The organism is Pseudomonas sp. DTU12.3 (assembly GCF_004124275.1).
In the GTDB taxonomy this organism is placed as follows: Bacteria; Pseudomonadota; Gammaproteobacteria; order Pseudomonadales; family Pseudomonadaceae; genus Aquipseudomonas; species Aquipseudomonas helmanticensis.
Genome location: NZ_CP027218.1, coordinates 2,728,903 through 2,752,318 on the forward strand (window position 1 = coordinate 2,728,903; position 23,416 = coordinate 2,752,318).

Genomic DNA, 23,416 nt, shown 5'->3' on the forward strand with positions numbered 1-23,416 from the left:
CGGCTGCGCAGCAGTCGCAAAGCTGCAAGCAGGGTGCGTCAGGCACACCGGGATTACCGGTTTTGGGGGTGCTGCGCGACCCAGCGGGGGCAAGCCCCCTCGCCACAGAGTATTTCGCCGATAAGTGGAGCTCAGTTCTTGTCGAGGTCGATGTTCTTGGTCTCACGCAAGAAGATCATTCCCACCACCAGACTCACCCCGGTAATCAGCACCGGGTACCACAGCCCGTAGAAGATATCGCCGGTGTACACCACCAGCGCGAACGACACCGTCGGCAGGAACCCGCCAAACCAGCCGTTGCCGATGTGATACGGCAGCGACATCGAGGTGTAGCGAATCCGCGTCGGGAACAGCTCCACCATCAGCGCCGCGAGCGGGCCGTAGCACATGGCCGAGATGATGATCAGTGCGACGATCAGCGCAACGATCATCGGCTTGTTGATCTGCTGCGCATCCGCCTGTTGCGGGTAGCCGGCGAGGGTGATCGCGCCGCGTAATGCCGCCTCATCGTAGCCGTCGAGTTTCACGTCGCCGACGCTGATTTGCACCGCGCTGCCAGCAGGTGCAGCGACGCTGGAGTAGGGCAGGCCTTGCTTGACCAGAAAGGTTTTGGCCTTGTCGCACGGGCTGTCGAATTTTGCCTTGCCGACCGGGTCGAACTGGAAGGTGCAGGTCGCCGGATCCGCCAGCACCGTGATTGGCGCCTGACGGCTGGCCTGATCGATCGCCGGATTCGCATAGTGCGCCAGCGATTTGAAGATCGGGAAGTACAGCGCCGTCGCTAACAGCAAGCCGAGCATCAGCACCGGTTTGCGCCCGACCTTGTCCGAGAGCCAGCCGAAAATGATGAAGAACGGCGCGCCGATCACCACGCTGATGATCAGCAAGGTGTTGGCCACCGCCGGGTCCATTTTCAGGAACTGGGTGAGGAAGAACAGCACGTAAAACTGCGCGGCGTAGAACGTCACCGCTTGCCCGGCGTTGATGCTGAACAGCGCGATCAGCACGACTTTGAGGTTTTCCCATTTGCCGAAGGATTCGCGGATCGGCGCCTTGCAGGTCTTGCCTTCCTCTTTCATTTTCAGATACGCCGGCGACTCGTGCAGGCTCAGGCGGATCCAGGTGGAAATGCCCAGCAGCACAATCGACAGCAGGAACGGAATCCGCCAGCCCCACACCTCAAACTGATCGCCAGTGAAGTAGCGGCAACCGAGCACCACCAGCAGCGACAGCAGCAGGCCGAGGGTCGCCGTGGATTGAATCCAGCTGGTGTGGAAGCCGCGTTTGCCGATCGGCGCGTGCTCCGCCACGTAGGTGGCAGCGCCGCCGTATTCACCGCCGAGCGCCAGGCCCTGGAGCATGCGCAGCACCACGAGGATGATCGGCGCGGCGATGCCGATGCTGGCGTAGGTGGGCAGCAGACCGACGCAGAAGGTCGCGATGCCCATCAGGATAATCGTCGCGAGAAAGGTGTATTTGCGCCCGATCATGTCCCCCAGTCGACCGAACACCAGCGCGCCGAACGGCCGCACGATAAAGCCTGCGGCGAAGGCCATCAGCGCAAAAATGAACGCCGTGGTGTCGTTGACCCCAGCGAAAAACTGCTTGCTGATCACTGCCGCGAGGGCGCCGTAAAGGAAGAAGTCATACCACTCGAACACTGTTCCCAGTGAGGAGGCGAAGATGACTTTCTGCGTGGCATTGCTGGTGCTGGCGCCGCTCGCGGCGTCCAGCGGCTGAGCGTGTTCTGACATAGCGGTATCCCTCACAGTGATTGTTTTTGTTGTTCCACTGGTGCTCGATGTCCATGAATCAAACGCATGTCCCTGTAGGAGCTGCCGCAGGCTGCGATCTTTTGACTTCGGGACGCGGAGCGTCCCCGGCTGCGTTCCCACGCGGAGCGTGGGAACGATCAGTCAACCAAGATCAAAAGATCGCAGCGTCGGCAGCTCCTACAGGGTTTGGGCCAGTTCCAGTTTTGGGGTGCTGCTCCTGGTGTTGGGGTTGAGAATGAGTTGTGCGGCTTTCTCGGCAATCATCAGCGTAGGCGAACAGGTGTTGCCCGAGGTGATGCGCGGCATGATCGAGGCGTCGGCGATGCGCAAACCGGGCACGCCGTGAACGCGCAACTGCGCGTCGACCACTGCATCACCGTCATTGCCCATGCGACAGGTACCGACCGGGTGGAAAATCGTCGTGCCGATAGTCGCTGCCGCTTGCTGCAACTCTTCTTCACTTTGCAGGCTGGCGCCGGGCAGATACTCGACCGGTTTGAACGCTTGCAAAGCAGGGGCGCTGACGATGCGCCGGGTCAGGCGGATTGCGTCCGCTGCCACGCGCAAATCTTCCGGATGGCTCAGGTAATTCGGCTGAATCAGCGGCGCCTCTTGTGGATCCGCCGAGCGAATGTCGATGCGCCCCCGACTCTGCGGACGCAAATCGCAGACAGATGCAGTGAAGGCGGGAAAACTGTGCAACGGCTCGCCAAAACGCTCCAGCGACAGCGGCTGCACGTGATATTCCAGATTCGCCGAGGTCTGTTCCGGCCCCGAACGCGCAAACGCGCCCAACTGACTCGGCGCCATCGACAGCGGCCCGCTGCGGTCATACAGATAACGCAGGCCCATGCCCATCTTGCCCCACACGCTGCCAGCGATCTGGTTCAGCGTGCGCGCATTCTCCAGTTTGTAGATCAGCCGCAGTTGCAGGTGATCCTGCAGATTGCCGCCGACGCCCGGCAACTCATGAATCACGCCGATACCGAGACGCTCCAGCAGTGGCCGTGGGCCAATCCCGGAGCGTTGCAAAATGCTCGGCGAGCCGACCGAACCGGCGCACAAGACGATTTCCTTGCGTGCCTTGAACTGTTTGCTTTGGCCTTCATGTCGCGCACTGACTTTGGACGCGCGACCGTTCTCCAGCAGAACCCGATCGACTTCAACCCCGGTCAGCACCGTCAGATTTGTCCGGTTGCGCAGCGGTTTCAAAAACGCCTTCGCCGCATTCCAGCGCACGCCGGCCTTCTGATTGACCTGAAAGTAGCCGCAACCCTCGTTATCGCCCTGATTGAAATCGTCGATGCTGGCAATCCCGCTTTGTTCGGCAGCGCTGCGAAACGCGTCCAGGATCGGCCACGACAAGCGCTGCTGCTCGACGCGCCATTCACCCTTGGCACCGTGAAATTCGGCGGCGCCGGCAAAGTGGTTTTCGCTCTGTTTGAACAGCGGCAGCACGTCATCCCAGGCCCAGCCCGGATTGCCCTCGGCCGCCCAGCCGTCGTAGTCGTTGGCCTGGCCGCGCATGTAGATCATGCCGTTGATGGACGAACAGCCGCCGAGCACTTTGCCGCGCGGATAACTCAGCGCGCGACCGTTGAGGCCCGGTTGTTGTTCGGTCTTGAAGCACCAGTCGGTGCGCGGGTTACCGATGCAGAACAGGTAACCGACAGGGATGTGAATCCACGCATAGTTGTCACGCCCGCCGGCTTCGAGCAACAGCACGCGCTGCTGCGGATCAGCCGACAGCCGATTCGCCAGCAGGCACCCGGCAGGGCCGGCGCCGACCACGATGTAGTCATATTCATCGAGGGAAGTCTGCATTCCCTGACCTCGCTTTTTGTTTTTATTGTCGGACACTCTAGTTGTTAGCTTTCGTCAAAAGAATGTTAGTTTTTGCGCAGCCGCTGTGCGTTTTCAAACAGCCTCACTTGACGATAGCCGACAAGGACACGCCATGTTCGACTGGAACGACCTGCGGTTTTTTCTCGAACTGCAACGCAGCGGTCGCCTGCTCACCGCCGCCCGCCGCCTCAACACCACTCACGCCACCGTCGCCCGACACATCGAGGCCATCGAAAAAAGCCTCGGCACCGCATTGTTTGTTCAGCATGCGCAAGGTTATGAAATGACCCCGGCGGGGGAGGCGCTGCTCAAGCATGCCGAGGCGATGGAGAACGTGGCGTTGCTGGCGCAGGAGGAAATCACCCAGTCGACCGCGCCGCTGGGCAAGATTCGTGTGGGGGTGACGGAAGGGCTCGGGATCAAATTTCTCGCCAGCCGCATGATTGGCCTGTTCGAACGTTATCCGGGACTGGAAGTGGAGCTGGTCGCGGTGCCGCGCTTCGTCAGCATCCTCAACCGCGAGGCGGAGATCAGTATTCATCTGGAACGGCCGGCGGCGGACATGCTGGTGACGCGCAAACTCACCGATTACCACCTCGCGCTCTACGCCAGTCAAAGCTACCTCGACAAAGCGCCGCCGCTGCACAGCCGTGAAGACCTCGGGCGGCATGCGTGGATTGGTTATGTCGATGATTTGTTGTTCAGCCAGGAGTTGATGTTCCTCAACAGCTTCTGCCGCAGCCCGCGGGTGGTGTTTCACAGCACAAGCGTGATTGCCCAGCAGGAGGCTGCGCGGTCGGGATTGGGGATTGCGGTGTTGCCGTGCTACATGGCGTCATCTGACCCTGACCTTGTCCCATTGCTGCCGGATGAAAGCATCGAGCGCAGTTACTGGATCAGCACGCGGCGCGAGCTGCACAAGTCGGTGCGGCTGCGGGTGGTCTGGGATTATGTGGTGGGGTTGTGTGAAGGGGAGCAGGGGTTGTTGCTTAACCTTTAAAGTCAAAAGATCGCAGTCTTCGGCAGCTCCTACAGGGATGGGGGGTAGGAGCTGCCGAAGGCTGCGATCTTTTGATCCGGGTTGCTTTACATATGGAAATCCGTATATTCGAATTTCCATATGTACAGGCCCGTGCCATGCTCACCCCCACCGAAGTCTTCAAAAGCCTCGCCGACGAAACCCGCGTGCGCGCCATCCTGCTTATTTCTGGTCAAGGCGAACTGTGTGTCTGCGAGCTGATGTGTGCGCTCGACGACAGCCAGCCGAAAATCAGCCGCCACCTTGCGCAACTGCGCAGCAATGGTTTGCTGCTCGATCGCCGCCAGGGTCAATGGGTCTACTACCGCCTCAATCCGGATCTGCCTGAGTGGATTGGTGAAATCCTGCACGTGACCTCCAAGGCCAATGCCGATTGGCTCAAGGACAACGCCGCGCGCCTGCAGAACATGGACGGTCGGCCGGTTCGCGAAGCTGCCTGCTGCTGAATCTGATATCGGAGCGACTCATGCGAATCCTGTTTATGTGCACGGCCAACAGCTGCCGCAGCATCCTTTCAGAAGCCCTGTTCAATCACTTGGCCCCCGCCGGTTTCGAAGCCGTCAGCGCCGGCAGTTTTCCCAAAGGGCAGGTGTTGCCGCACAGTCTGCTCACGCTGCAACAGGCCGGTATCGCCATCGACGGCCTATACAGCAAAGGCAACGATGCCTTTGTAAACAATCCGCCTGACATCGTTATCACCGTTTGCGACAAGGCCGCTGGCGAGACGTGCCCGGTGTACTTCGGCCCGGCGTTGAAGGCCCATTGGGGATTGGCAGATCCGTCGGAAGTGAGCGGCGACGAAGCCGCCATTGCCGCTGCCTTCCACGGCACATTGACGCGCATCGGCCAGCGCTGCCAAGCCTTTCTCGATCTGCCTTTTCAAGCACTCAGCCGCGATGAACTCAAAGCCGCACTCGAGCGCATCGGCGCGCTGTAAGGAGAATTTATGTCGGAACATCTGCCCAACCTCGACGCCAGTTTGTTCGAGGCGGCCAAACCCTCCAGTCAAGAACCGCACAAACCGCGCATCCTGCTGCTCTACGGTTCAACCCGCGAGCGCTCTTTCAGCCGCTTGTTGGTAGAGGAGGCCGCGCGGCTGCTCGAACACTTCGGCGCTGAAACACGCATATTCAACCCGACCGGCCTGCCGTTGCCCGACGACGTCCCTGTCGATCATCCGAAAGTGCAGGAACTGCGCGATCTGGTGTTGTGGTCGGAAGGACAGGTCTGGTGTTCGCCGGAACGTCACGGTGCCATGTCTGCGGTGTTCAAGGCGCAGATCGACTGGATCCCGCTGGAACTCGGCGCCGTGCGCCCGACCCAAGGCAAAACCCTCGCGGTGATGCAAGTCTGCGGCGGTTCGCAGTCGTTCAACGTGGTCAACCAATTGCGCGTGTTGGGCCGCTGGATGCGCATGTTCACCATCCCCAACCAATCCTCGGTGCCGAAGGCCTACATGGAATTCGACGACGCCGGGCGGATGAAACCGTCGCCGTTCTATGATCGAGTGGTCGATGTCATGGAAGAACTGGTGAAATTCACCGTGCTGCTGCGTGGCCAACAGACTCATCTGGTCGACCGCTATTCGGAGCGCAAAGAAAGTGCCGAGCAACTCATGAATCGCGTGAATCAGCGTTCGATCCAAGCGCGCCCGGCCGGCTGATCGCAGCCGGCCCATGCAACTAAATTCTCGCGCCACAGGTCACTCAATCAGCGGAGGTTGCTTCAATTCGCCCAACCTCGAACATCGAAGACGCTGCCTGTGGCCACTCACCTCTATCGTCGCAACAACCTGTCACTCGACAGCCTTAATTTCTTCCTTGCGGATGTGCGCGACGGGCTCGGTCCCTATCTGGCGATTTACCTTTTGGCGGTGCATCACTGGGATCCGGCGTTTGGTCTAGGCGCGGCGCTGAGTAACGGTCTTGCCGGGCTGGTGGTTGAGGCGGCAGGTTACCGTGCGGCGTTTTTGACGTTGGCGGCGGTGGCTGCGGTGGCATTGGTTTTGTTGTGGGTGGCGTTTCCGGAGACGTTGCAGCGTTCTGCTGAATCAGGTACTCATCGGAGTGACTTGCCTTCTGCGACTGTGCCTTGAAGAAGATCAACAGATCGCAGCCTTCGGCAGCTCCTACAGGGATGGGGGTAGGAGCTGCCGAAGGCTGCGATCTGTTGATCTGGCCTTATTTTTTCGAACGTGCCGCAAATCGCATTGCCCGCAGGCCAGAAATCCTGGTCGTCCGAGCGTTCGGTCAAAGTCGCTTCGCACTGATCCGCTGCAGCCACTTGCCGGGACAACGACGCGCGTCCACTCTATGGCAGTCGAAAAGGAGCGTCAGCCGACCCTCCGTCGCGATCACAGGGAGCTTGCAGCATGAGCGAAGACAGCAAAGTCAAAGGCCCGGCGTCCTACTTTCCCTCCATCGAAAAGAAGTACGGCCAACCGATTGATCACTGGTTGAACCTCCTTGCCGGCCTCGGCGACAAAAAGCACATGGAGCGGGTCGCCTGGCTCAAGACCGAGCACGGCATGGGTCACGGCCACGCCAACGCACTGGTTGCGCATCATCTGGCGAGCAGTAAACAGTGAGGGCAGGGCGGCCATTGGCTGCGGCGCTCAAGCCTTTATCACAAGACCCGCAGCCAAGGCGCCACCGATGTCGCTGAGCTTTCACAAGATGCACGCCAACGGCGACGACTTCGTCCTGGTCGACACCCGCAACAGCGCCAACCCGATCACCAGCGAACTGGCCCGGCGCTTGGGCGACCGCCATCTAGGCATCGGCTTCAACCAGCTCGCCGTGGTGCTCGACTGTGATGATGCCGATGCGCGCCTGCAATTCTGGAACGCCGACGGCTCCGTGCTGGATGTCTGCGGCAGCGCAACCCGTGGCGCCGCCGACCGACTGATGCGCGAGGCCAGTCGCAAATCGATCACGCTGCGCACCCAGCGTGGGCTGCTCACCTGCGAACGCACGCCATGCGGATTGATCGCCGTCGACATGGGCCAGCCGCTGTTCGACTGGACAGCGATTCCCCTGGCCCAGGCATACGACACGCTCGTACTGCCGTTGTCCGGCGACCCAAGCGCCTGCAGCATGGGCAATCCCCACTGCACGTATTTCGTCGACGACCTCGGCACCGTCGACATCGCCAGCCTCGGCCCATCCCTAGAAAACCATCCCTTGTTTCCGCGCAAGACCAACGTCCATTTTGTGCAGATCATCGACCGCCAGCACATCCGCCTGCGCATCTGGGAACGCCACGGCGGCATCCCGCTCGGCTCCGGCTCATGCGCCTGCGGCGCCGCCGTCAACGGCATTCGCCGGGGCCTGCTCGACCACACCGTCGAAGTCGAATGCGACGGCGGCCCCGTCAGCGTGCACTGGAACGGCAGCGGCAACGTCACCCTCAGCGGCCCGGTCGAACACGTCTACTCCGGCACAATCCCCGACACCCCCCTGTAGGAGCTGCCGAAGGCTGCGATCTTTTGATCCCCCCACCAACCCACCCAACGAGCCGCCTGCAATTACGCAACATCCAACCGCTGGCAAACGTCGACTCACTGCGCACCTGATCCAGAACGGTTTACCCGGCAGCGGTAACCCGCGCAGCCTGCGCAGGGTTGCGCGACGTCACCAGGCCGATAAAGGAAATCGCCAGCGCCAGGCCAAGAGTGGTGGTGACCTCAGTGCGGTGCTGCGGGGTGATCATCATCACCGCCAGTGCGGCGCAGATGAACACGATCACCGCCCAGGTCAGCCAGGGAAACAGCCACATGCGAAAGGTCAGCTCGACGTTGCGCTGCCGCAACACCCGGCGCATGCGCAACTGCGACACCGCAATCGCCAGATACACCAGCAGGGCAATCGCGCCAGAGCTGGCCAGAAGGAACTCGAACAGCCCGGCGGGCATGACGTAGCTCCACACAGTAATCGCCGCGCCGAGCACGGTGCTGGCGATGACGGCTGCGCGTGGCACGCCTTCCGAGGACGTCACCTTCAACACTTTCGGCGCATCGCCTCGACGGCCCAGCGAGTAGAGCATGCGCGAGGCAATGTAGATCGAGGAGTTCATGCAACTGGCCACGGCAATCAGCACGACCACGTCGACCATGAATTTGGCATGCGGGATGTTCATGATTTCCAGGGCGCGCTGATAAGAACCGACCGACGCGAGCAACGGGTCATTCCACGGCACCACCGAAATGACCACGAAAATCGACAGCAGGTAAAACACGCCGATGCGCCAGATCACCGAGCGCGTCGCCTTGGCAATATTGCGCGCCGGGTCATTCGATTCGGCGGCGGCGATGGTTACCGCTTCAGTACCGATAAAACTGAACATGATGGTGATAAAAGCGCCGACCACCGCCGACAATCCATTCGGTGCAAATCCGCCGTGCTCCGCCATCAAACCGCTCAACCCGCTGACTTCGCGGTCGGGCAGCCATCCCATCAACACGGCAAAACCCACGCCGATAAAACCGATGATCGCCACGACCTTGGCCATCGCGAACCAGAATTCGAACTCGCCATATTTCGACACGCTGAACAGGTTGGTCACCACCAGCGCAATGATCGACAGCAAGGCGAACAGCCACGCATCGACCTGTGGAAACCATTGGTGCAGCACATGGCCGGCGGCGAGTGCTTCGATAGGAATCACCAGCACCCAGAACCACCAGTACAGCCAGCCGATGGTAAACCCGGCCCAGCGCCCGATTGCCTGATCGGCATAGGTGGAAAACGAACCGGTGTCGGGATTGGCCACCGCCATCTCGCCGAGCATGCGCATGACCAGCACGACGAGCAAACCGGAGAAAAGATAAGCCAGAAGAACCGCTGGGCCGGCCGCCGCAATGGCATGCCCCGAGCCTACGAACAAACCGGCGCCGATGATCCCTGCGATTGACAGCATTGTTACGTGACGAGGCTTGAAGCCCTGCGCCAATTGGCCACTCGAATCCTTGGAGTTCGGGCTAATCATTGGTTTTATTATTCTCTGCTGATCGACATTCAAGCGGGTTGAAAGGGGCCGCCGAGCATCGTTGATGCTTGCTCAACTTCCGCGAGGAAGCCCCTTTCAACCGCCGCAGTTCTTATCAAACCCATCATCGCGATGTGATTATTTTGCTGAAAAGACGCTTCACCTTACCCGGCCTGTCCGCTGATTCAGTAGCCTGATCGCGCCATCTCCGTGTCTGATATCGACACGTAACAAGCGTGTGTTTTCGCTGAAAACCACCCGGTCACTGCGGGGCAAGGGCAATGCCCAAGTTCGTCAAACGCCAACCCCGACCTCCCTGAAACAAACACATCCCCCTGTAGGCGTGAGCCTGCTCGCGAAAACGCCAGCCCAATCACCACAAAATCCAACCCCCACCACAACCTCGCGCACGCCCACAACGGCGCCGCCACCAACGCTCCAGGCACTGCTGCGAAACACCCCCGACCTCGTTATCGAATGAACGCTCGCAAATCACTGGTCAGCTTATCGATCGCCGCCTTGAAGTCATTCGCCGTGATGGTCTGGTTGGCATTTTTCAACTGGGTGCCGAACACTTTGCGCACGACTTTAGCCACCGTCTGTTGGTTGCTGGCGTCGATGAATTCGGCCTCGATGAACAACTCCGTGTCCTGATCGCGATGCCCCGATATGGCTTGAACACCGCCCACCACTGCGGCGACCGGAATCACCTCATACCACTTCATGCCCTCGTTCTCGGCGTTCACTCCGGTAATCGCTGCCCTCAGGATCAACGTCTTCGAGCCGGCGGCTGATGCAGGGTTGGTCACCACCCGATACTTCTGCCCGAGTACGCCTTTAGCCTGATTGGTCATGTAGTTCTGCAACTCCTCCAGCGTCTTGCGGTTTACCCGCTCGTTCGGCTGCGGTGCCGGGTACAGTTCCAGTTTGTTGAAGACCACTGTGGTGTAGGCATTCGGGTTCCACGACGGAATCACCCAGCGCATGGCTTTCTCGCCGCTGGTGGTGGTCACTTCCTGCAGATTGTTGTAGTTGGGCAGAAAGCCTGAATACTGCTGGCGCTCAGTGACTTTCGAAGTGCAACCGCCGAGCAAGAGGCTGGTCAGTGCTACGCCGATGAACAGTTTTCGTGACGGGGTCATGGTGTTTGCTCCGAAGGGTGATGGGTCATGTTTTTAAGGGCGGGGCGTCAGAAACGCCAAGTCATGTTGCCGGTCACGGCTTGAATCCAGGCGTTGTCGAACTGACCGGAAGTTCGCGTGCCCGAAGTGGTTTTGGTCTGATCCACCGGCATATCGCCAAGCCAGACAAGTGCCCAGCTGACGTTGATATCAGTGTCCTTGTTGAGCGCATAAGTGGCACCGGTAGCAATGCGCCAGGATTCGCCCATGGGCACGCTGAACGTGCGGTTACCGTCCGAGACAGCACTGCTGTCGTAGGCTACGCCGACATTCCACAGCAGTTGTCGCGTGGCTTGGTACTGAGCGCCGAGCGCCAGTTGCCAAGTGTCTTTGTAATGGCCGTCGATGGTGGTCGATTGCGCGCCGACGGCGCTGGTGTCGACCTGCACCGCGACGTCACCGAACTCGGACCAGTCCTGCCAATTGACCGAAGCGAGGAGCGCCCACTGCGGATCGAGTTGCTGGAAAAGGCTGAGCGTCACGGTTTGCGGCACAGTCATGTCGAGGCGTGTGTCGGTGCCATCCAGTCTCGTCAGCAGTGGTCCGTTGCCCTTGACGTCCAGTCCGTCCTCGAATTCCAGATCGACCTTGCTGGTGTAGGCCAGACCGATGCGCGTACCGGATTGCGGGGCATAGATCACGCCCACATTTGCACCGAAGCCCCAGTCGTTATCCTTGTATTTGAACTGCCCGTCGGCACGGTCGGTCAGGCCGAAAGGCGAGCGGTCGATGGCGGTTTGCGCCTGAAGCATGCCGTACATGGCCTTCACGCCGACGCCTAGCGACCATTGTTCGTTGAAGCGATAAGCCACGCTGGGCACGAACGACAATCCGGCGAGGCTGGCGTTCTGCGCGAAGTAGCGCCCGGACCAATCGTTGTCGTAATTGGCTGCCAGCCCGAAGTCCGCGTAGTTGCCGAAACCTACACCCCAATGTTCATCCAGTTCATGGCTTATAAAAAAGCTGCCACCCGGAATCGGGTCCAGAGCATTGCCACTGTTGCTGCCTGTGCCGTTGGTGTTGCCGTCGCGATTGAACGACAGGTTGCCGTAGAGCACCTGTAAACCGCCGGTTATTTGCGTGCCGGGCAGGTAACTCATGCCCGCCGGATTGCTGGCAATGGTCGACGGGCCTTGAGCCCGGGCGGCAGCGCCGGCGTTTGCCAGACCGGTGTTATCGGTACCGATTTCGTAGAGCATGATGCCGCCGGCGCAAGCCTGCTGACAGCACAGTGCGAGCAGGGTCAGAGTGGGCAGGGTGGTGGTTTTTATCTGCATGGAAGACCTCGGCAAATGTCCGCTGGGAGCGTGGGCGACCGGCCTCGGTCACCCATGTTTCGCCTGAAGTGCTACTTGCCCATGGCCGCCCGGGCAGCCTCGATCTTGGCTTTGACCGCTTCGAGGTTGAAGCTCGCGCCTTTTTGCATCGGCGGATATTCAACAGCGGTCATTGCCAGTTTGCTGACCTGATCCTGCACGAATACGAAGCGCCAGAACTGATATTTGAACCACTCGAAATAGGACAGCGAGCCATTGGCTGTGAGGTTTTCGGACCAGCCCATCCGTTCAAAGGGATCGAGCCGCAAATTGGTCAGCACCGGCATGTCTGGTTGTTCCTTGGCGCCGAGCCAGCCACCTGGCTGATTGATAAAACGGTATTTGAAGTCATCGATGCGGATCGCGCCGAGAGTACTTTCACCGAAGTAGAAGATTTCGTGGCGATTCGATGGACCATTCCCGGTGATCATCGGCGTCTGGTCATAGCCGTCCAGGTGCACCTTGTAGGTGGTGTCACCGAGCTGTTTGCCCTTGAGCAGCTCTTGCGTAATGTTCGGGTTACCGGCCGCCGCAACGAAGGTCGGGAACCAGTCCATACCGGACATGATACCGTTGCCAACCGTGTTGGCCGGCACTTTGCCGGGCCAGCGAACGATCGCCGGAACCCGGAAACCACCTTCCATGACTGTGCCTTTGCCCATGGCAAACGGAGTTGTGCCGCCATCCGGCCAAGTGAAGTTTTCCGCGCCGTTGTCGGTGGTGAACACCACGATGGTGTTGTCATCCATGCCTTCTTTTTTCAGCTTGGCGAGCACGTCACCGACGATATCGTCGAGCTGCGCCATGCCGGCTTCCTGTTCCGACCAGCCATTTTCCGAGTTGCGCAGTTTTTCATACTTGTCGGAAAGGTGAGTGACGATGTGCATCCGCGTCGGATTGAGCCAGAGAAAGAACGGTTTGTTGTCTTGTCTGGCTTTATCGACAAAGGCAAAAGCCTTGTCACGAATCTCGTCGTCAACGGTTTTCATCCGTTCCGGATAGAGCGTGCCGGCGTCTTCGATCTTCTGTTTGCCGACCTTGCCCCAGCGCGGCATTTCGGTGGTGTCATCGGTGTTGGTGGCCCAACTGTGAACCATGTTGCGCGGACCGAATTTTTCCAGTTGATCCTGCGGATAGTTGGGGTGTGCAGGGTCTTCCATTGCATCGAGGTGATAGAGGTATCCGAAGAACTCGTCGAAGCCATGCACGGTGGGCAGGAATTGATTGAGGTCGCCGAGGTGGTTCTTGCCGAACTGTCCGGTCGCATAGCCCATGGCTTTGAGTGTGGTGGCGATGGTCACCGCTTCGGCGGGAATACCAATCGGCGAGCCGGCCTGACCTACCGTGGTCATGCCGGTGCGAATCGGCAGTTCACCGGTAATGAAGTTCGCGCGCCCGGCGGTGCAACTGGCTTCGGCGTAATAGTCGGTAAAACGCATGCCCTCTGCGGCTAACTGATCGAGATTAGGTGTGCGCCCGGCCATCATGCCCTGGTTATAGACGCCAATATTCGACCAGCCGATGTCATCGCCCATGATGACAACAATGTTCGGCGGGGGCTTGTCGGCGGCCATTGTCAGCTCGGGTATGACCATTGCGGTCAACAACAATGAAACAGAGAACAACCGGGAGAAATATGTCGGCTTCATGAGGCGCTCCTGTGTACTTGCGTAAGTACCGAAGACAGGCCCCCCGACCGTCTTGCAACTGGTTATCCCCCGCAGGAGCGTAGGTTCGATCCCTGAAATAGCCAGTATTCTTTTTTCGACGCCAATCAGCGTCTTATGGAAACGGTGATTTTATTTGGCGAATCAGATGAAGAATGTCATGTAAATGACCTTGGTCCCGTTTCCACCACCCACCACAACCAAACACCATACTCGGCCAACAGGTAGGAGCTGCCGAAGGCTGCGATCTTTTGATCTCCCCCCGCCAGATCCTTCTACCTCTGGAAGACAGCCAAAATGAAAACCTCGCCTAACAGCGTTCTCAACAACAAATACCAGAGCTGTTTAATAGAAGCCTCCGGTAACTACCCAAGCCCTACAACGCCTTGCGCCGTTGCCTACGACTAAGCCAGAATCCGCCGGCTTGTGCGTCTAGAGCGCGGGTTCTATCGTCTGTCGGTCACTGAAAAGCAGTGATCGGGTTTGGTAGCCCGTCATAACTAGTCGCATCGCGTACCGTTCGCAGACCGCTTCAGGTCTCTGCTCAATGGTGGCCATGCGCAGGACACCTTCGGGTGTGCCGGGTCCTAGTTACCGGTCTACCAACCCGCGTATGGCCGCCACCTTCGTTTGGTAGCGAAAGTGAAGGCTCCTTTTTATTAACTAGGAGTTTCACCATGATCAAACCAACACCCAACCCACCAGAAACCGACCCCACATCCCCCTACGAATCCCCCGACTCCAAGCGATTCCACGAAGCCGCCGAACGCGCCCTCAACCACTATCTCGGCCCCGCGCAAATCATGGCCAGCACCCACCAGCCCGAACGCATGTACCTCGCCAACCCGAAGTACGACAACGAATCCCTGCTCGCCAACGCCAGCGAAACCCTCGGCTCCGCCAGCGAAATGCTGATCAACTTCGCCGCCATGCTCGACACCTCCCATCGCAAAACCGCCCTGGGCATCGCCCAAGTCGTGATGCTCGGCGAAATCGCCGTCAACCAAGCGCTGGATAACGTCGAAATCGCCAATTAACCGCCCCCACCGACGAGGGGAAACCCTCGTCGCAACACGCGGTCTCAACAGCGCTGGCACAGGGCCACGGCTTGTGCCTCACAGCCTCGGCTGTCACCCTTCGCGCCGTTCTTCAGGGATCAGAACAAGGAATCACGGATTGAGTGGCTACGTACCTAACCCGCCGAAAAACCATCGCTACGAAGAAGCCAAACCCGTCGATATTCATGCCCAACGTTGGGCTGAGTATGAGAAACATGGGAAAGAACCCGCGCCTGAGCCTGAGAAAATCGGCATCGCGTTGAGGATTGGGGTTTTCTTTGATGGGACTGGGAACAATGCGAATAACACGGCGGCTGGATTGCTGTGTGGGGCGCAGCATCCGATTGCGCCGGAAGATATTCCTGCGAGTTGTCAGCCGTATATGAGCGATCCCGACAGTAGTTACGGCAACGATGTCAGCAACGTGAAAAAGCTGAGCGAACTGTATGAGGCACCGCGACTGGCTGAGGGGGCGGGGCCTCGAAAGAAAGCTTTCGGTATGGTCTACGTCGAAGGCATAGGCACCCGATCAGGTGAAGAAGACAGTAAATTTGGCGCCGGTACAGGACGTGGCGAAACCGGTGTTGCCGGGCGTGTCCAATCTTCTTTCGCGTTGATCGAACAGCGTATCACTGAGGTATTGAATAAAAATCCCGATAGTGAAATTGCGTCGTTGACCTTCGACACGTTTGGCTTCAGTCGCGGTGCGGCAGCCGCCAGACATTTCGCCAATGAGATCGTGCGTGGCAAACAAGGCCCTCTGGGCGAGATTCTTCGCAGCAAATCAGATGTCCTCAGTCCTACCTTTGTCGATCAATACAACCGCGACATCAATATGGGCTTCATTGGTTTATTCGACACTGTACCGTCGATTGCTGGATGGTCCAATTTAGGCAACATCAAAAGTGCAGTCGCAACAGGGATCAAACTCTACCTCGACCGACGTTATTTCACCGACGTTGTGCAGTTGGCTGCGCGGGATGAGTGCAGGGCTAACTTCGCTCTTAATCGAGTAGCGATGGATCATCCGGAAATTGTCTTGCCAGGTGTGCATTCCGATGTTGGGGGCGGTTATCTTGAGGACGCCGAAGAATGTGTGCTCATTAGCCCAATGCAAACTCTAGACATCGGCAAGTACGCGGATGTCACCACCACATCGGTCTACCAGGATGCGGTCAATGTCAGAAACCAGTGGTTAGCCAACGGCTGGCCTTCCGAAATGCTGGAAGTCGTTACGCCACCTCCTTTACTGATGCCGATCAGCCCTCAGGATCGACTGAGTCCTCGAGTCAAACGAGTCTATGCCGCCGTTCAACTCAAGCGTCCGGTGAGTGGATTACTGTCGAGAGTGAGCCTGCGCGTGATGCATCAACTCGCCAAAGCCAAAGGCGTGCGCTTAGAAGACATCCCCGAGACACCAGACTTCGCCGTTCCTGAAGAACTTCAGCCCATGTGTGATCGTTTTGTCTCCGGCGACTACAGCACCACGCCAGAGGAGGAGCAAATCCTCAAACTCAAGTACATTCACACGTCCGCCAATTGGAACCATCCGCTTGGCAGGAGAGATGGAAGTGGCATCAGAGCTGTTTATATCAATGCCCCCACGGAAGATGCAATCCGCGTAAAACACCCACACGTACCCGACTGGACGCTTTGGTAATGAAGTTATTTACAGCACTGCTGTGCGCGCTCTTCGTGGCTGGCTGTAATGCCGACCCGCTGTCAGCAAAAAATGACCCTAAGTCCCCATGGTGGGAACTCGGTTTTACCGAACCCAACTACATGAAAGTTTGGGTTGAAGACACTGCTGTGGAAGACATTAAGGGCAAGACGTTTCTGCGCACGGGTGGAGGTTCTGCGTCGGGCGGGTACCCAGAAGATGGTACTGAGTCGGCCCGAGGCTGGGACGGAGTGGGCGCGTCCGCAAAAGCGGTGGTTGGCGCTGATCTTCCAAAACGAATTTTCGTTCGTTGGCAGTCCATCGTAGAGCCTCAGACCTATCGCGCATGGGTGGACATACCCGAAGAAGCCAGACAATTGATGCTGACCTCGGTCAACCAGCGCTGCGCGAAAACACCAGAGCAGCGGAGCACCTATATTTCATCGGTCTATTTGGGGTTGGCGCCTGGAGGGGTTGTGCAGGTTTGGGTCAGAGACGAGTGCCACCATCCGGTCAAAGTCGCGAGAGCACAGGCGGAGATTGAGCCGCTAGGGCCTAGTCAAGGCAAGAACCAAGGGCGCTACGCGTATCCTGTCAGCGAAAAGTCCAAGCGGTATATCGAGAAATTTGGCATCCCTTACGGGAGTTGGTAACCCGTCTGCCAATGAAGCAAATCATATTAACGTTGAGTGGTTTACTGGTAGCTGCCGCCAATGGCCAATTAGCTCACCAATGCCTAATTTCAATTTGATGCAGCCTGTTGACCGCCACTTGAGCTGCGTCCAGTGCGCCTTCCATGTAGCCATTGTGCTCCAATGAGGCCTCAGTGCCTGATACCAAAAGTACATCCGACCAGACATCTTGGGTAGTAATAACGGTGCGCCCGGTGTGATGCACTTGGGTTGCCAAACGATCCCCGTCTGCGGCAGTGAAATCATCCCATGCCCAGTCTTTGATGTAGTGCGCCAGAGGAGTGGTTGCGGCGGTGCCGAACAGCCGCCCCATTTGCTGAATGCAGGCTGCAAGCAGCGCGCCTTGATCCATCGTCTTTCTGACGGATACAGGTAAGCCAATAAACCCGAACAATGCGGCGCTGCCTGCTGGGTCGCAGGCGTCATGGATTTCCACCATTGGCCCGATATGGCTTTGAGCCGATCCTGATAAACCAGCCGCCCTCCAGAACGGCGCTGAGTACAACGCGACATATTTGGCGTGCGCCGCCATCCAGGTCGGGGTCTCGGCCCACTGTGCCATCCGCGAAGCAGCAGTTGGCGGTTCGAATTCGATGCTCTGAGCCATCAGTCGCAACGGCATTGCACTGATGACATGGGTGAACTCCATGTTTTCCAAAGATGACGATCCATCGGATGCCATTAAAAAGACTCTGGAGTTGCGTAGCGTCACCTTGGTAATCCGGCAGTTCAGGAGAATGCGCTCAGCGGGCACTTTAGTGGCAAGCGCGTCTATTAATTGCTGCACGCCGCTATGGATGCGCATTGAGGTGTTTCCTGATTCCCAGCCAACCATGCGCCTCGGTGGCTGCAGGGATGAGCGCTCCATTAGCGTTGCGCCCTCTGTATGTTGCGCGAAGGTGGCAATCTCAAGCTCTTCTACCAGCGCAGCCATGCGCGGCTGGAAGTCGGGCCACATCCATGCGGGACCCAAGTCATGCCTTGGCCCCGGGCCAGGCGTCGATAAAATTCGGCCACCGAGCCGGTCACGAGCCTCAAACAGTTGGTACTCCACGTTCATTTGCGACAACAGGTACGCCGTGTAAAGGCCGCTGAGACCGCCGCCTATGATTGCTACCTTGACCGTGTTCATGGTGTTCCTCGAAACGAAAACCCGCAGGCCAACTGCTTGATCCTGCGGGCAGGCTTGTCAGCAGTTGATCACTTGTCGTCGAGTGCTGCGTAGGCGTCCAGCACCCGTGCCGAATAGGTGACGGCCGCTCCAGCATTGAGGGCGATAGCAACGCCCAGCGCCTCGGCGATCTCTTCGCGCGTAGCACCGTGTTTTGCCGCCGCCTTGGTATGCACCGCGATGCAGCCGTCACAGCGGGTAGTGACGGCGACCGCCAGGGCGATCAGTTCGTGAGTCTTGGCATCGAGATGACCGGTTTTTGGCCCGGCACCGTCCAGCACTTGTAGGCCCCGAACCGTATCCGGCGAAAGTTTGGCAAGATCGCCAACGCGGCTTAGGAGTGTTTCCCGATAATCATTCCAATCCATCATCATGGCTCGCTCCTTTAGATTCGGCCGGCAGTCACACCGCCATCGACTGGCAACAAGGTGCCGGTGATCCACGAAGCCTGTTCTGAAGCGAGAAACAACATCGCCTCGGCCACATCCGCTGGCTGGCCGTTACGCCCCAAAGGGTGGAAGGCATTAAAAGTCGGTAGCACGGCTGCAACCTGATCTTTGTCCATGAAGGTGTTGTAGACCGGTGTCTCCACCACGGCGGGGGCAACGGTGTTGATGCGGATGTTGCTCGCCGCCAACTCGATGGCCAGATTACGCGTCAGCGCGTGAACGCCAGCGTTCGCCGCTGAGTAAGCAGCCGACGGCGTGGCACCGATGGCTTGAATGGCCCACAGCGAGCCAGTCTGTACGATGGCTCCGCCGCCGCGTTGTTGCATGGCCTTCGCCGCCGCCTGGGCCATGAAAAATTTGCCCTTGAGGATGATGTCGACGAAGCCGTCGTATTCCTGCTCGCCCATTTCCAGGAAGGGTTTTGGATTAAAAATGCCGGCATTGTTGATCAGGATATCGACGCCACCGAACTCGGCAGTTGCCAACGCGACGAGTGCCTGGGCAGTGGCAGGCTGGGAAATATCGGCGGCGAGTGTGCGCACATTAGTGCCGGTCGGGTCGATCTGAGCGGCGGCTTTTTCGAGTTTCGCAGCATCACGCCCGGTAATCACTACGCTGGCGCCTTCGGCAACCAACCGCGCTGCGACCTCTTTACCGATACCTGAACCGCCGCCGGTAACGATAGCTACTTTGGAAGAAAATCTTTTCATCGTTGTGTTCCTTTTGCTAAAGAGAGGGAGTCGCCGGAATGAACGGGTCGACTTGGTCACCGGGCCTTTTGGCTGTAATGCTTCGGCATGGCTGCTATTCTTCGCCCAGTACGCAATGGCGACAAATCAGAAGATTTTTCCAATCATTAAAGAAATTCTTTTCCATATGACTACGCCAACCTATCTCAATGCACTGCGAGCTTTTGAAGCCGCCGCTCGTCACCAGAGTTTTTCAGCCGCGGCGACGGAGTTGCATGTCACCTCGGCAGCGGTAGGGCAGCAGGTGCGCACCCTTGAAGCCTGGCTTGGCGTGACGTTGTTCCATCGCGCATCGAGCGGCTCTACGCGTCTGGTTCCGACCGATGTGGCGAGGGAGGCGCTGCCAGATATACGCGAGGGTTTTGATCGCTTGCGCGCAGGGTTGGAGCGTTTGAAAGAGGGATCGCTTAACACTGGCCTGACCGTAACCGTCAGTCCGGCGTTTGCGGCGAAGTGGCTGCTACCCCGTATCGAGCGTTTCCAGCTGGCTCATCCGCAAACCGATGTCCTGCTGGATACCAACCTGCGCCCGGTGGACTTCGTCGTCCAGGGTGTGGATGTTGGCGTTCGCTATGGCGCCGGACAGTGGCCCGGATTGACGGCCACCAGGTTGATGGATGAAGAAATGTACCCGGTGTGCGCGCCGGGTTATTCGTTGCTCAAGAAAGGGCGGCTGCCGAAAGGGAAGCTTGCCGAAGCGACATTGATCCATGATCTGTCGATGGCGGCTGACCCTGCCTATCCCACTTGGCGTACCTGGCTCGATGCCGCAGGCTACGCGGATATCAATGCCGATCATGGCCTGCGCATCAATAACTCGGCGGCGGTCTTGCAAGCAGCGGTTGACGGGCAGGGATTGGCGCTGGGGCGCAGTGTGATGGTGCGCGAGGATTTGGCGGCGGGGCGGCTGATCCGCCCCTTCGGTGAAACCACTTGTCCGCTCGCATTTGCCTATTACGTGGTTCACCGTCCAGAAGTGGCGGAGTTGGCGAAGATCAAGGCGTTCCGCGACTGGTTGATCAGCGAAGCCGACGCTTGAGCAGGATCAAGGCGCAGTGCATCGCTTGATCCACAAACGTGTGCCGGCTTGCCCGGCTTGCGCTTGCAGGGGCATGCCTCTGGGCAGGCGAAGCCAGGTCATTCGCTCAAGCAGATCCTTGCCTTCAACGATGGATCCGGCCAGTGCCAGAACTTCCATCCCGTAAGGGTTGGCTAAAGACAGCAATGCGCCAGCCTCCAATCGCTCAAGCTTGACTTGCTCGCTAGTGCTACAGAACAGCAACTGTGCAGATGACGTGTCATCTTCGCGCTCAGACTGCACAACGCATTCCTGGGTATCTTGCGGATCGAACTGTTGCAGCCTCAAAAATATCACGCAGCCCTGGTCGGAGCGTGGGGCGTGCCGGCTACCTGGAGGGTTGCGAACGTAAGTACCGGCAGGGTAATCGCCTCTCTCGTCCTGGAGCGTGCCCTCAAGAACGAAGAACTCTTCGCCACCGGGGTGGCTATGTACAGGGAACACGCTTCCGGCTGCGTACTTTACTAGCGAGGTTGCTCGGGCCTTTTCTCCTCCGACACGATAGAGCATGCGTCGCTCAACGCCGGAGGAGGGAGAGGGCACCCACGGCAGGAGTGCCCCATGCACCAGCGTGCGATGATCGAGATCAGTGTTCAATTGCATGGCCTATAATTCCGCGCGCCCGCCGTCGACCACCATTTCAGCCCCCAGCATGTAGCGAGAATGGTCGCTGGCGAGAAAACACACAACTTCGGCTATTTCGTCAGCTTGAGCCATTCTCCCTATAGGCACCTGGCTTCCCGTTCTCGAAACGTAAGCAGCAAACTGTTCCTCGGTTTGACCTGATTGGCGATGCAGCGGTGTGATAACCGAACCTGGGCTGACAGCATTGACTCGAATCTGTTGATCCAGCAATTCTGCTGATAACGTGCGAGCGAATGACCGCACAGCGGCTTTGGACGCGGAGAGTAGCGATCTACCGGGCGCGCCAATCTGGTTTAGCCAGGAGGTGTTGAGGATGATGCTGCTGCCTTTGGGCATCACCGGCACCAGCGCCTGCACGGTGAAGTACACACCTTTGACGTTTACGCCCAGCAGATGGTCGATCATGGCGTCATCTGTTGCTGCCAAAGGCGTTCCATAAGCGACCCCTGCGTTGGCGAACAGAATATCCAGACCGCCGAACGCCTGTTCAACCTGTTGGCGAACCCGTTGCATATCGGCCTGAATGCTGACGTCGGCCTGGATAGCAATAACCCCAGAGCCAAGACCGCTGGCGGCTTCCATCAAGCGATTCATATTCTGCCCGGTGATAGCGATCTTCGCGCCGTACGCGACCATCCGCTGAGCCGTAGCCAGGCCAATTCCTGAAGAACCGCCAGTGATCAGTGCTGCTTTTCCAGTCAACATGTCGAAACCTGTGCAGAAAATAATGCAAGACAGGGTGTCTCGTGCAATCTCGACTGGCGAGGCAGATTTTCGTGTGGTCATCTAAAGAAAAAATTGCGGGACGGCGGGGTAGTCTCGACCCATCGCATTAGACAGAAATCGACCCAATGCAGTCGTTCTCAAACTCGCGTTATTACAGAGTGTTTTCGAGTGATTAACGTGAGATAGGTTTTGCGTACCCAGTGACCTGATGCAAAATGCGGAATGGTCAATTCAACGCCGAGCCTAGCATGAACGTTATCAGTGCAGCGATGTATCAATCGAAACACACCAGAGCGCCGCATCCGGTGTTTACGATTGACTCCATTCCACTTGGAAACTGGATCAAGGGCGTCATTTACGACGCCATCGGTAACGACGACACAGATGGACTGGTTCCCGCACAAGGCTGGCTGACCGATGACGATCACTCGCGCTACGCGTGGCAAGTTCTCGAACCTAACGCAGAAGACTCCTCGACGATAGTACCGCTATTGATTTGCCCGGATGATATGGACTTGAGCTGCACTGTTGCGGTGGTTGAGCAAGTGATTCGTGGTGAGACTGTAACTTGGGAGCGTTTTGGCAGGGCCGTCGACATCGTTTCCGGCGTCATCACTGCGGTTGCCTGGAATGAAAAAAATCAGAGGGCTTTATTCCAGAAGGTTCAGTTTCAAGACGCGTTGTCAGCATTCAAAAGGCTCACTGAACATGAGTGGGTTTGATCGAACCAGAACAGTCGTTCAAAGTACGACTTGTACCGGCCTGTTCGATCAAGGCACTAGAGAAAAACTCAATATGAATCTGACAATCCGCAACGAACAATCTGAAGACATCCAGCGCATTGCCGCGCTGACCCTCACGGCGTTTGAGCACGAAGAACATTCCAGCCACACAGAACACTTGATTGTCGATGCGCTGCGTCGCGCCGGGCAATTAACTATTTCACCGGTCACTGTGTCTTCGGATGCGACAGGCTGGTACGGGCTCGGGCCAATATCCGTGTGACGAAACCGGCAAGGCCAAGGTATCGGTTCAGCCCTGATGAAAGCCTCTCTGGCGCAGTTGCAAGACCTGGGCGCAACTGGCTGCGTAGTGCTGGGTGATCGTGATTACTATAGTCGCTTTTGTTTCAAAGCCAATGCTGGATTGGAGTTGCCCGGGGTTCCTCAAGAGTATTTCCAGGCGCTTTCCTTCAGTAGTGATTTACTGGTAGGCACAGTGCTGTATCACGAATCTTTCGACGCCACGGAGTAAGCTCTGAGACCACCAGTTGTACATTTTCAATGGGCCAAAAACAGGGCGAGTTGAACGTCTGCTTCTGGCCGAAAGCTGCCCTATGCGCAACTCCCTATCACTCCGAGTATTGCCAAATCAACGAA

General features: G+C 58.1%; 22 protein-coding genes and 2 pseudogenes. 13 read left to right on the forward strand and 11 right to left on the reverse strand.

The window, feature by feature from the left end:
• Positions 1-131: 131 nt before the first annotated feature.
• The gene (locus C2E19_RS12500) at positions 132-1,754 is read right to left on the reverse strand and encodes an MFS transporter (protein WP_129392443.1); all 1,623 of its coding nucleotides are present in this window, start codon (positions 1,752-1,754) and stop codon (positions 132-134) included.
• Positions 1,755-1,952: 198 nt separating this feature from the next.
• Positions 1,953-3,599 carry a GMC family oxidoreductase gene (locus tag C2E19_RS12505; protein WP_129392446.1) on the reverse strand — a complete coding sequence of 549 codons (1,647 nt, stop codon included), beginning with the start codon at positions 3,597-3,599 and terminating at the stop codon, positions 1,953-1,955.
• 133 nt (positions 3,600-3,732) lie between these two features.
• On the opposite strand from C2E19_RS12505, the gene C2E19_RS12510 reads away from it, so the two are divergent.
• The 7 genes and pseudogenes from C2E19_RS12510 (at position 3,733) to dapF (ending at position 8,123) form a co-directional block, all read left to right on the forward strand.
• Complete coding sequence (locus tag C2E19_RS12510; RefSeq protein ID WP_129392449.1) at positions 3,733-4,620, forward strand: LysR family transcriptional regulator; 888 nt, start codon at positions 3,733-3,735, stop codon at positions 4,618-4,620.
• A gap of 137 nt (positions 4,621-4,757) precedes the next feature.
• On the forward strand, positions 4,758-5,105 hold the full coding sequence (locus C2E19_RS12515; RefSeq protein WP_129392452.1) for a metalloregulator ArsR/SmtB family transcription factor: 348 nt from the start codon (positions 4,758-4,760) through the stop codon (positions 5,103-5,105).
• Between the two features lie 20 nt (positions 5,106-5,125).
• Complete coding sequence (locus tag C2E19_RS12520) at positions 5,126-5,596, forward strand: arsenate reductase ArsC (protein WP_129392454.1); 471 nt, start codon at positions 5,126-5,128, stop codon at positions 5,594-5,596.
• A 9-nt stretch (positions 5,597-5,605) separates the two neighbouring features.
• Positions 5,606-6,322 (forward strand): arsenical resistance protein ArsH, encoded by a 717-nt coding sequence (gene arsH / locus C2E19_RS12525; protein ID WP_129392456.1) that lies wholly within the window; start codon positions 5,606-5,608, stop codon positions 6,320-6,322.
• Between the two features lie 99 nt (positions 6,323-6,421).
• Positions 6,422-6,553: pseudogene (locus C2E19_RS12530) on the forward strand (MFS transporter); the annotation flags it as partial.
• Positions 6,554-7,030: 477 nt separating this feature from the next.
• The gene (locus C2E19_RS12535) at positions 7,031-7,246 is read left to right on the forward strand and encodes a DUF4287 domain-containing protein (protein WP_122854229.1); all 216 of its coding nucleotides are present in this window, start codon (positions 7,031-7,033) and stop codon (positions 7,244-7,246) included.
• A 67-nt stretch (positions 7,247-7,313) separates the two neighbouring features.
• Positions 7,314-8,123 (forward strand): diaminopimelate epimerase, encoded by an 810-nt coding sequence (gene dapF, locus C2E19_RS12540; protein WP_129392458.1) that lies wholly within the window; start codon positions 7,314-7,316, stop codon positions 8,121-8,123.
• Between the two features lie 121 nt (positions 8,124-8,244).
• Here the strand turns inward: dapF and gabP are convergent, their stop codons facing one another.
• The 4 genes from gabP to C2E19_RS12560 all read right to left on the reverse strand — a co-directional run bounded on the left by gabP (position 8,245) and on the right by C2E19_RS12560 (position 13,791).
• Positions 8,245-9,645, reverse strand: coding sequence for a GABA permease (gabP, locus tag C2E19_RS12545; RefSeq protein ID WP_129392460.1), 1,401 nt, complete (start codon positions 9,643-9,645; stop codon positions 8,245-8,247).
• A gap of 470 nt (positions 9,646-10,115) precedes the next feature.
• Complete coding sequence (locus tag C2E19_RS12550) at positions 10,116-10,787, reverse strand: DUF3313 domain-containing protein (protein ID WP_129392462.1); 672 nt, start codon at positions 10,785-10,787, stop codon at positions 10,116-10,118.
• Positions 10,788-10,834: 47 nt separating this feature from the next.
• The gene (locus C2E19_RS12555; protein ID WP_129392464.1) at positions 10,835-12,103 is read right to left on the reverse strand and encodes an OmpP1/FadL family transporter; all 1,269 of its coding nucleotides are present in this window, start codon (positions 12,101-12,103) and stop codon (positions 10,835-10,837) included.
• Between the two features lie 71 nt (positions 12,104-12,174).
• On the reverse strand, positions 12,175-13,791 hold the full coding sequence (locus tag C2E19_RS12560) for an arylsulfatase (RefSeq protein WP_129392467.1): 1,617 nt from the start codon (positions 13,789-13,791) through the stop codon (positions 12,175-12,177).
• A 695-nt stretch (positions 13,792-14,486) separates the two neighbouring features.
• Between C2E19_RS12560 and C2E19_RS12565 the strand changes: the two genes are divergently transcribed.
• The 3 genes from C2E19_RS12565 to C2E19_RS12575 all read left to right on the forward strand — a co-directional run bounded on the left by C2E19_RS12565 (position 14,487) and on the right by C2E19_RS12575 (position 17,180).
• Positions 14,487-14,846, forward strand: coding sequence for a DUF6124 family protein (locus tag C2E19_RS12565; protein ID WP_129392470.1), 360 nt, complete (start codon positions 14,487-14,489; stop codon positions 14,844-14,846).
• A gap of 139 nt (positions 14,847-14,985) precedes the next feature.
• Entirely contained in the window at positions 14,986-16,527 is a 1,542-nt protein-coding gene (locus tag C2E19_RS12570) for a DUF2235 domain-containing protein (protein ID WP_129392473.1), read from the forward strand.
• A complete protein-coding gene (locus C2E19_RS12575; protein ID WP_129392476.1) occupies positions 16,527-17,180 on the forward strand; it encodes a DUF2931 family protein in 654 nt (217 codons plus the stop codon). The genes C2E19_RS12570 and C2E19_RS12575 overlap by 1 nt, the downstream gene beginning before the upstream one ends.
• A 73-nt stretch (positions 17,181-17,253) precedes the next feature.
• Here C2E19_RS12575 and C2E19_RS12580 read toward each other — a convergent pair whose 3' ends face one another.
• The 3 genes from C2E19_RS12580 to C2E19_RS12590 form a co-directional block, all read right to left on the reverse strand.
• Positions 17,254-18,351 carry an FAD-dependent oxidoreductase gene (locus C2E19_RS12580; protein WP_129392479.1) on the reverse strand — a complete coding sequence of 366 codons (1,098 nt, stop codon included), beginning with the start codon at positions 18,349-18,351 and terminating at the stop codon, positions 17,254-17,256.
• Between the two features lie 68 nt (positions 18,352-18,419).
• On the reverse strand, positions 18,420-18,761 hold the full coding sequence (locus C2E19_RS12585) for a carboxymuconolactone decarboxylase family protein (protein WP_129396111.1): 342 nt from the start codon (positions 18,759-18,761) through the stop codon (positions 18,420-18,422).
• 14 nt (positions 18,762-18,775) lie between these two features.
• Positions 18,776-19,549: an SDR family NAD(P)-dependent oxidoreductase gene (locus C2E19_RS12590; protein ID WP_129392482.1), complete on the reverse strand. Its 774-nt coding sequence runs from the start codon at positions 19,547-19,549 to the stop codon at positions 18,776-18,778.
• Positions 19,550-19,715: 166 nt separating this feature from the next.
• Here C2E19_RS12590 and gcvA point away from each other — a divergent pair, with 166 nt between their 5' ends.
• On the forward strand, positions 19,716-20,627 hold the full coding sequence (gene gcvA, locus C2E19_RS12595; RefSeq protein ID WP_129396112.1) for a transcriptional regulator GcvA: 912 nt from the start codon (positions 19,716-19,718) through the stop codon (positions 20,625-20,627).
• A gap of 6 nt (positions 20,628-20,633) precedes the next feature.
• Here the strand turns inward: gcvA and C2E19_RS12600 are convergent, their stop codons facing one another.
• Together C2E19_RS12600 and C2E19_RS12605 are read right to left on the reverse strand one after the other, a co-directional pair.
• A complete protein-coding gene (locus C2E19_RS12600; protein ID WP_129392485.1) occupies positions 20,634-21,269 on the reverse strand; it encodes a cupin domain-containing protein in 636 nt (211 codons plus the stop codon).
• 3 nt (positions 21,270-21,272) lie between these two features.
• A complete protein-coding gene (locus tag C2E19_RS12605; RefSeq protein WP_129392488.1) occupies positions 21,273-22,016 on the reverse strand; it encodes an SDR family oxidoreductase in 744 nt (247 codons plus the stop codon).
• Positions 22,017-22,285: 269 nt separating this feature from the next.
• Here C2E19_RS12605 and C2E19_RS12610 point away from each other — a divergent pair, with 269 nt between their 5' ends.
• Both C2E19_RS12610 and C2E19_RS12615 read left to right on the forward strand, forming a co-directional pair.
• Complete coding sequence (locus C2E19_RS12610; protein WP_174823933.1) at positions 22,286-22,759, forward strand: hypothetical protein; 474 nt, start codon at positions 22,286-22,288, stop codon at positions 22,757-22,759.
• A 73-nt stretch (positions 22,760-22,832) separates the two neighbouring features.
• Positions 22,833-23,291 (forward strand): annotated as a pseudogene (locus C2E19_RS12615) (GNAT family N-acetyltransferase).
• Positions 23,292-23,416: the final 125 nt, after the last annotated feature.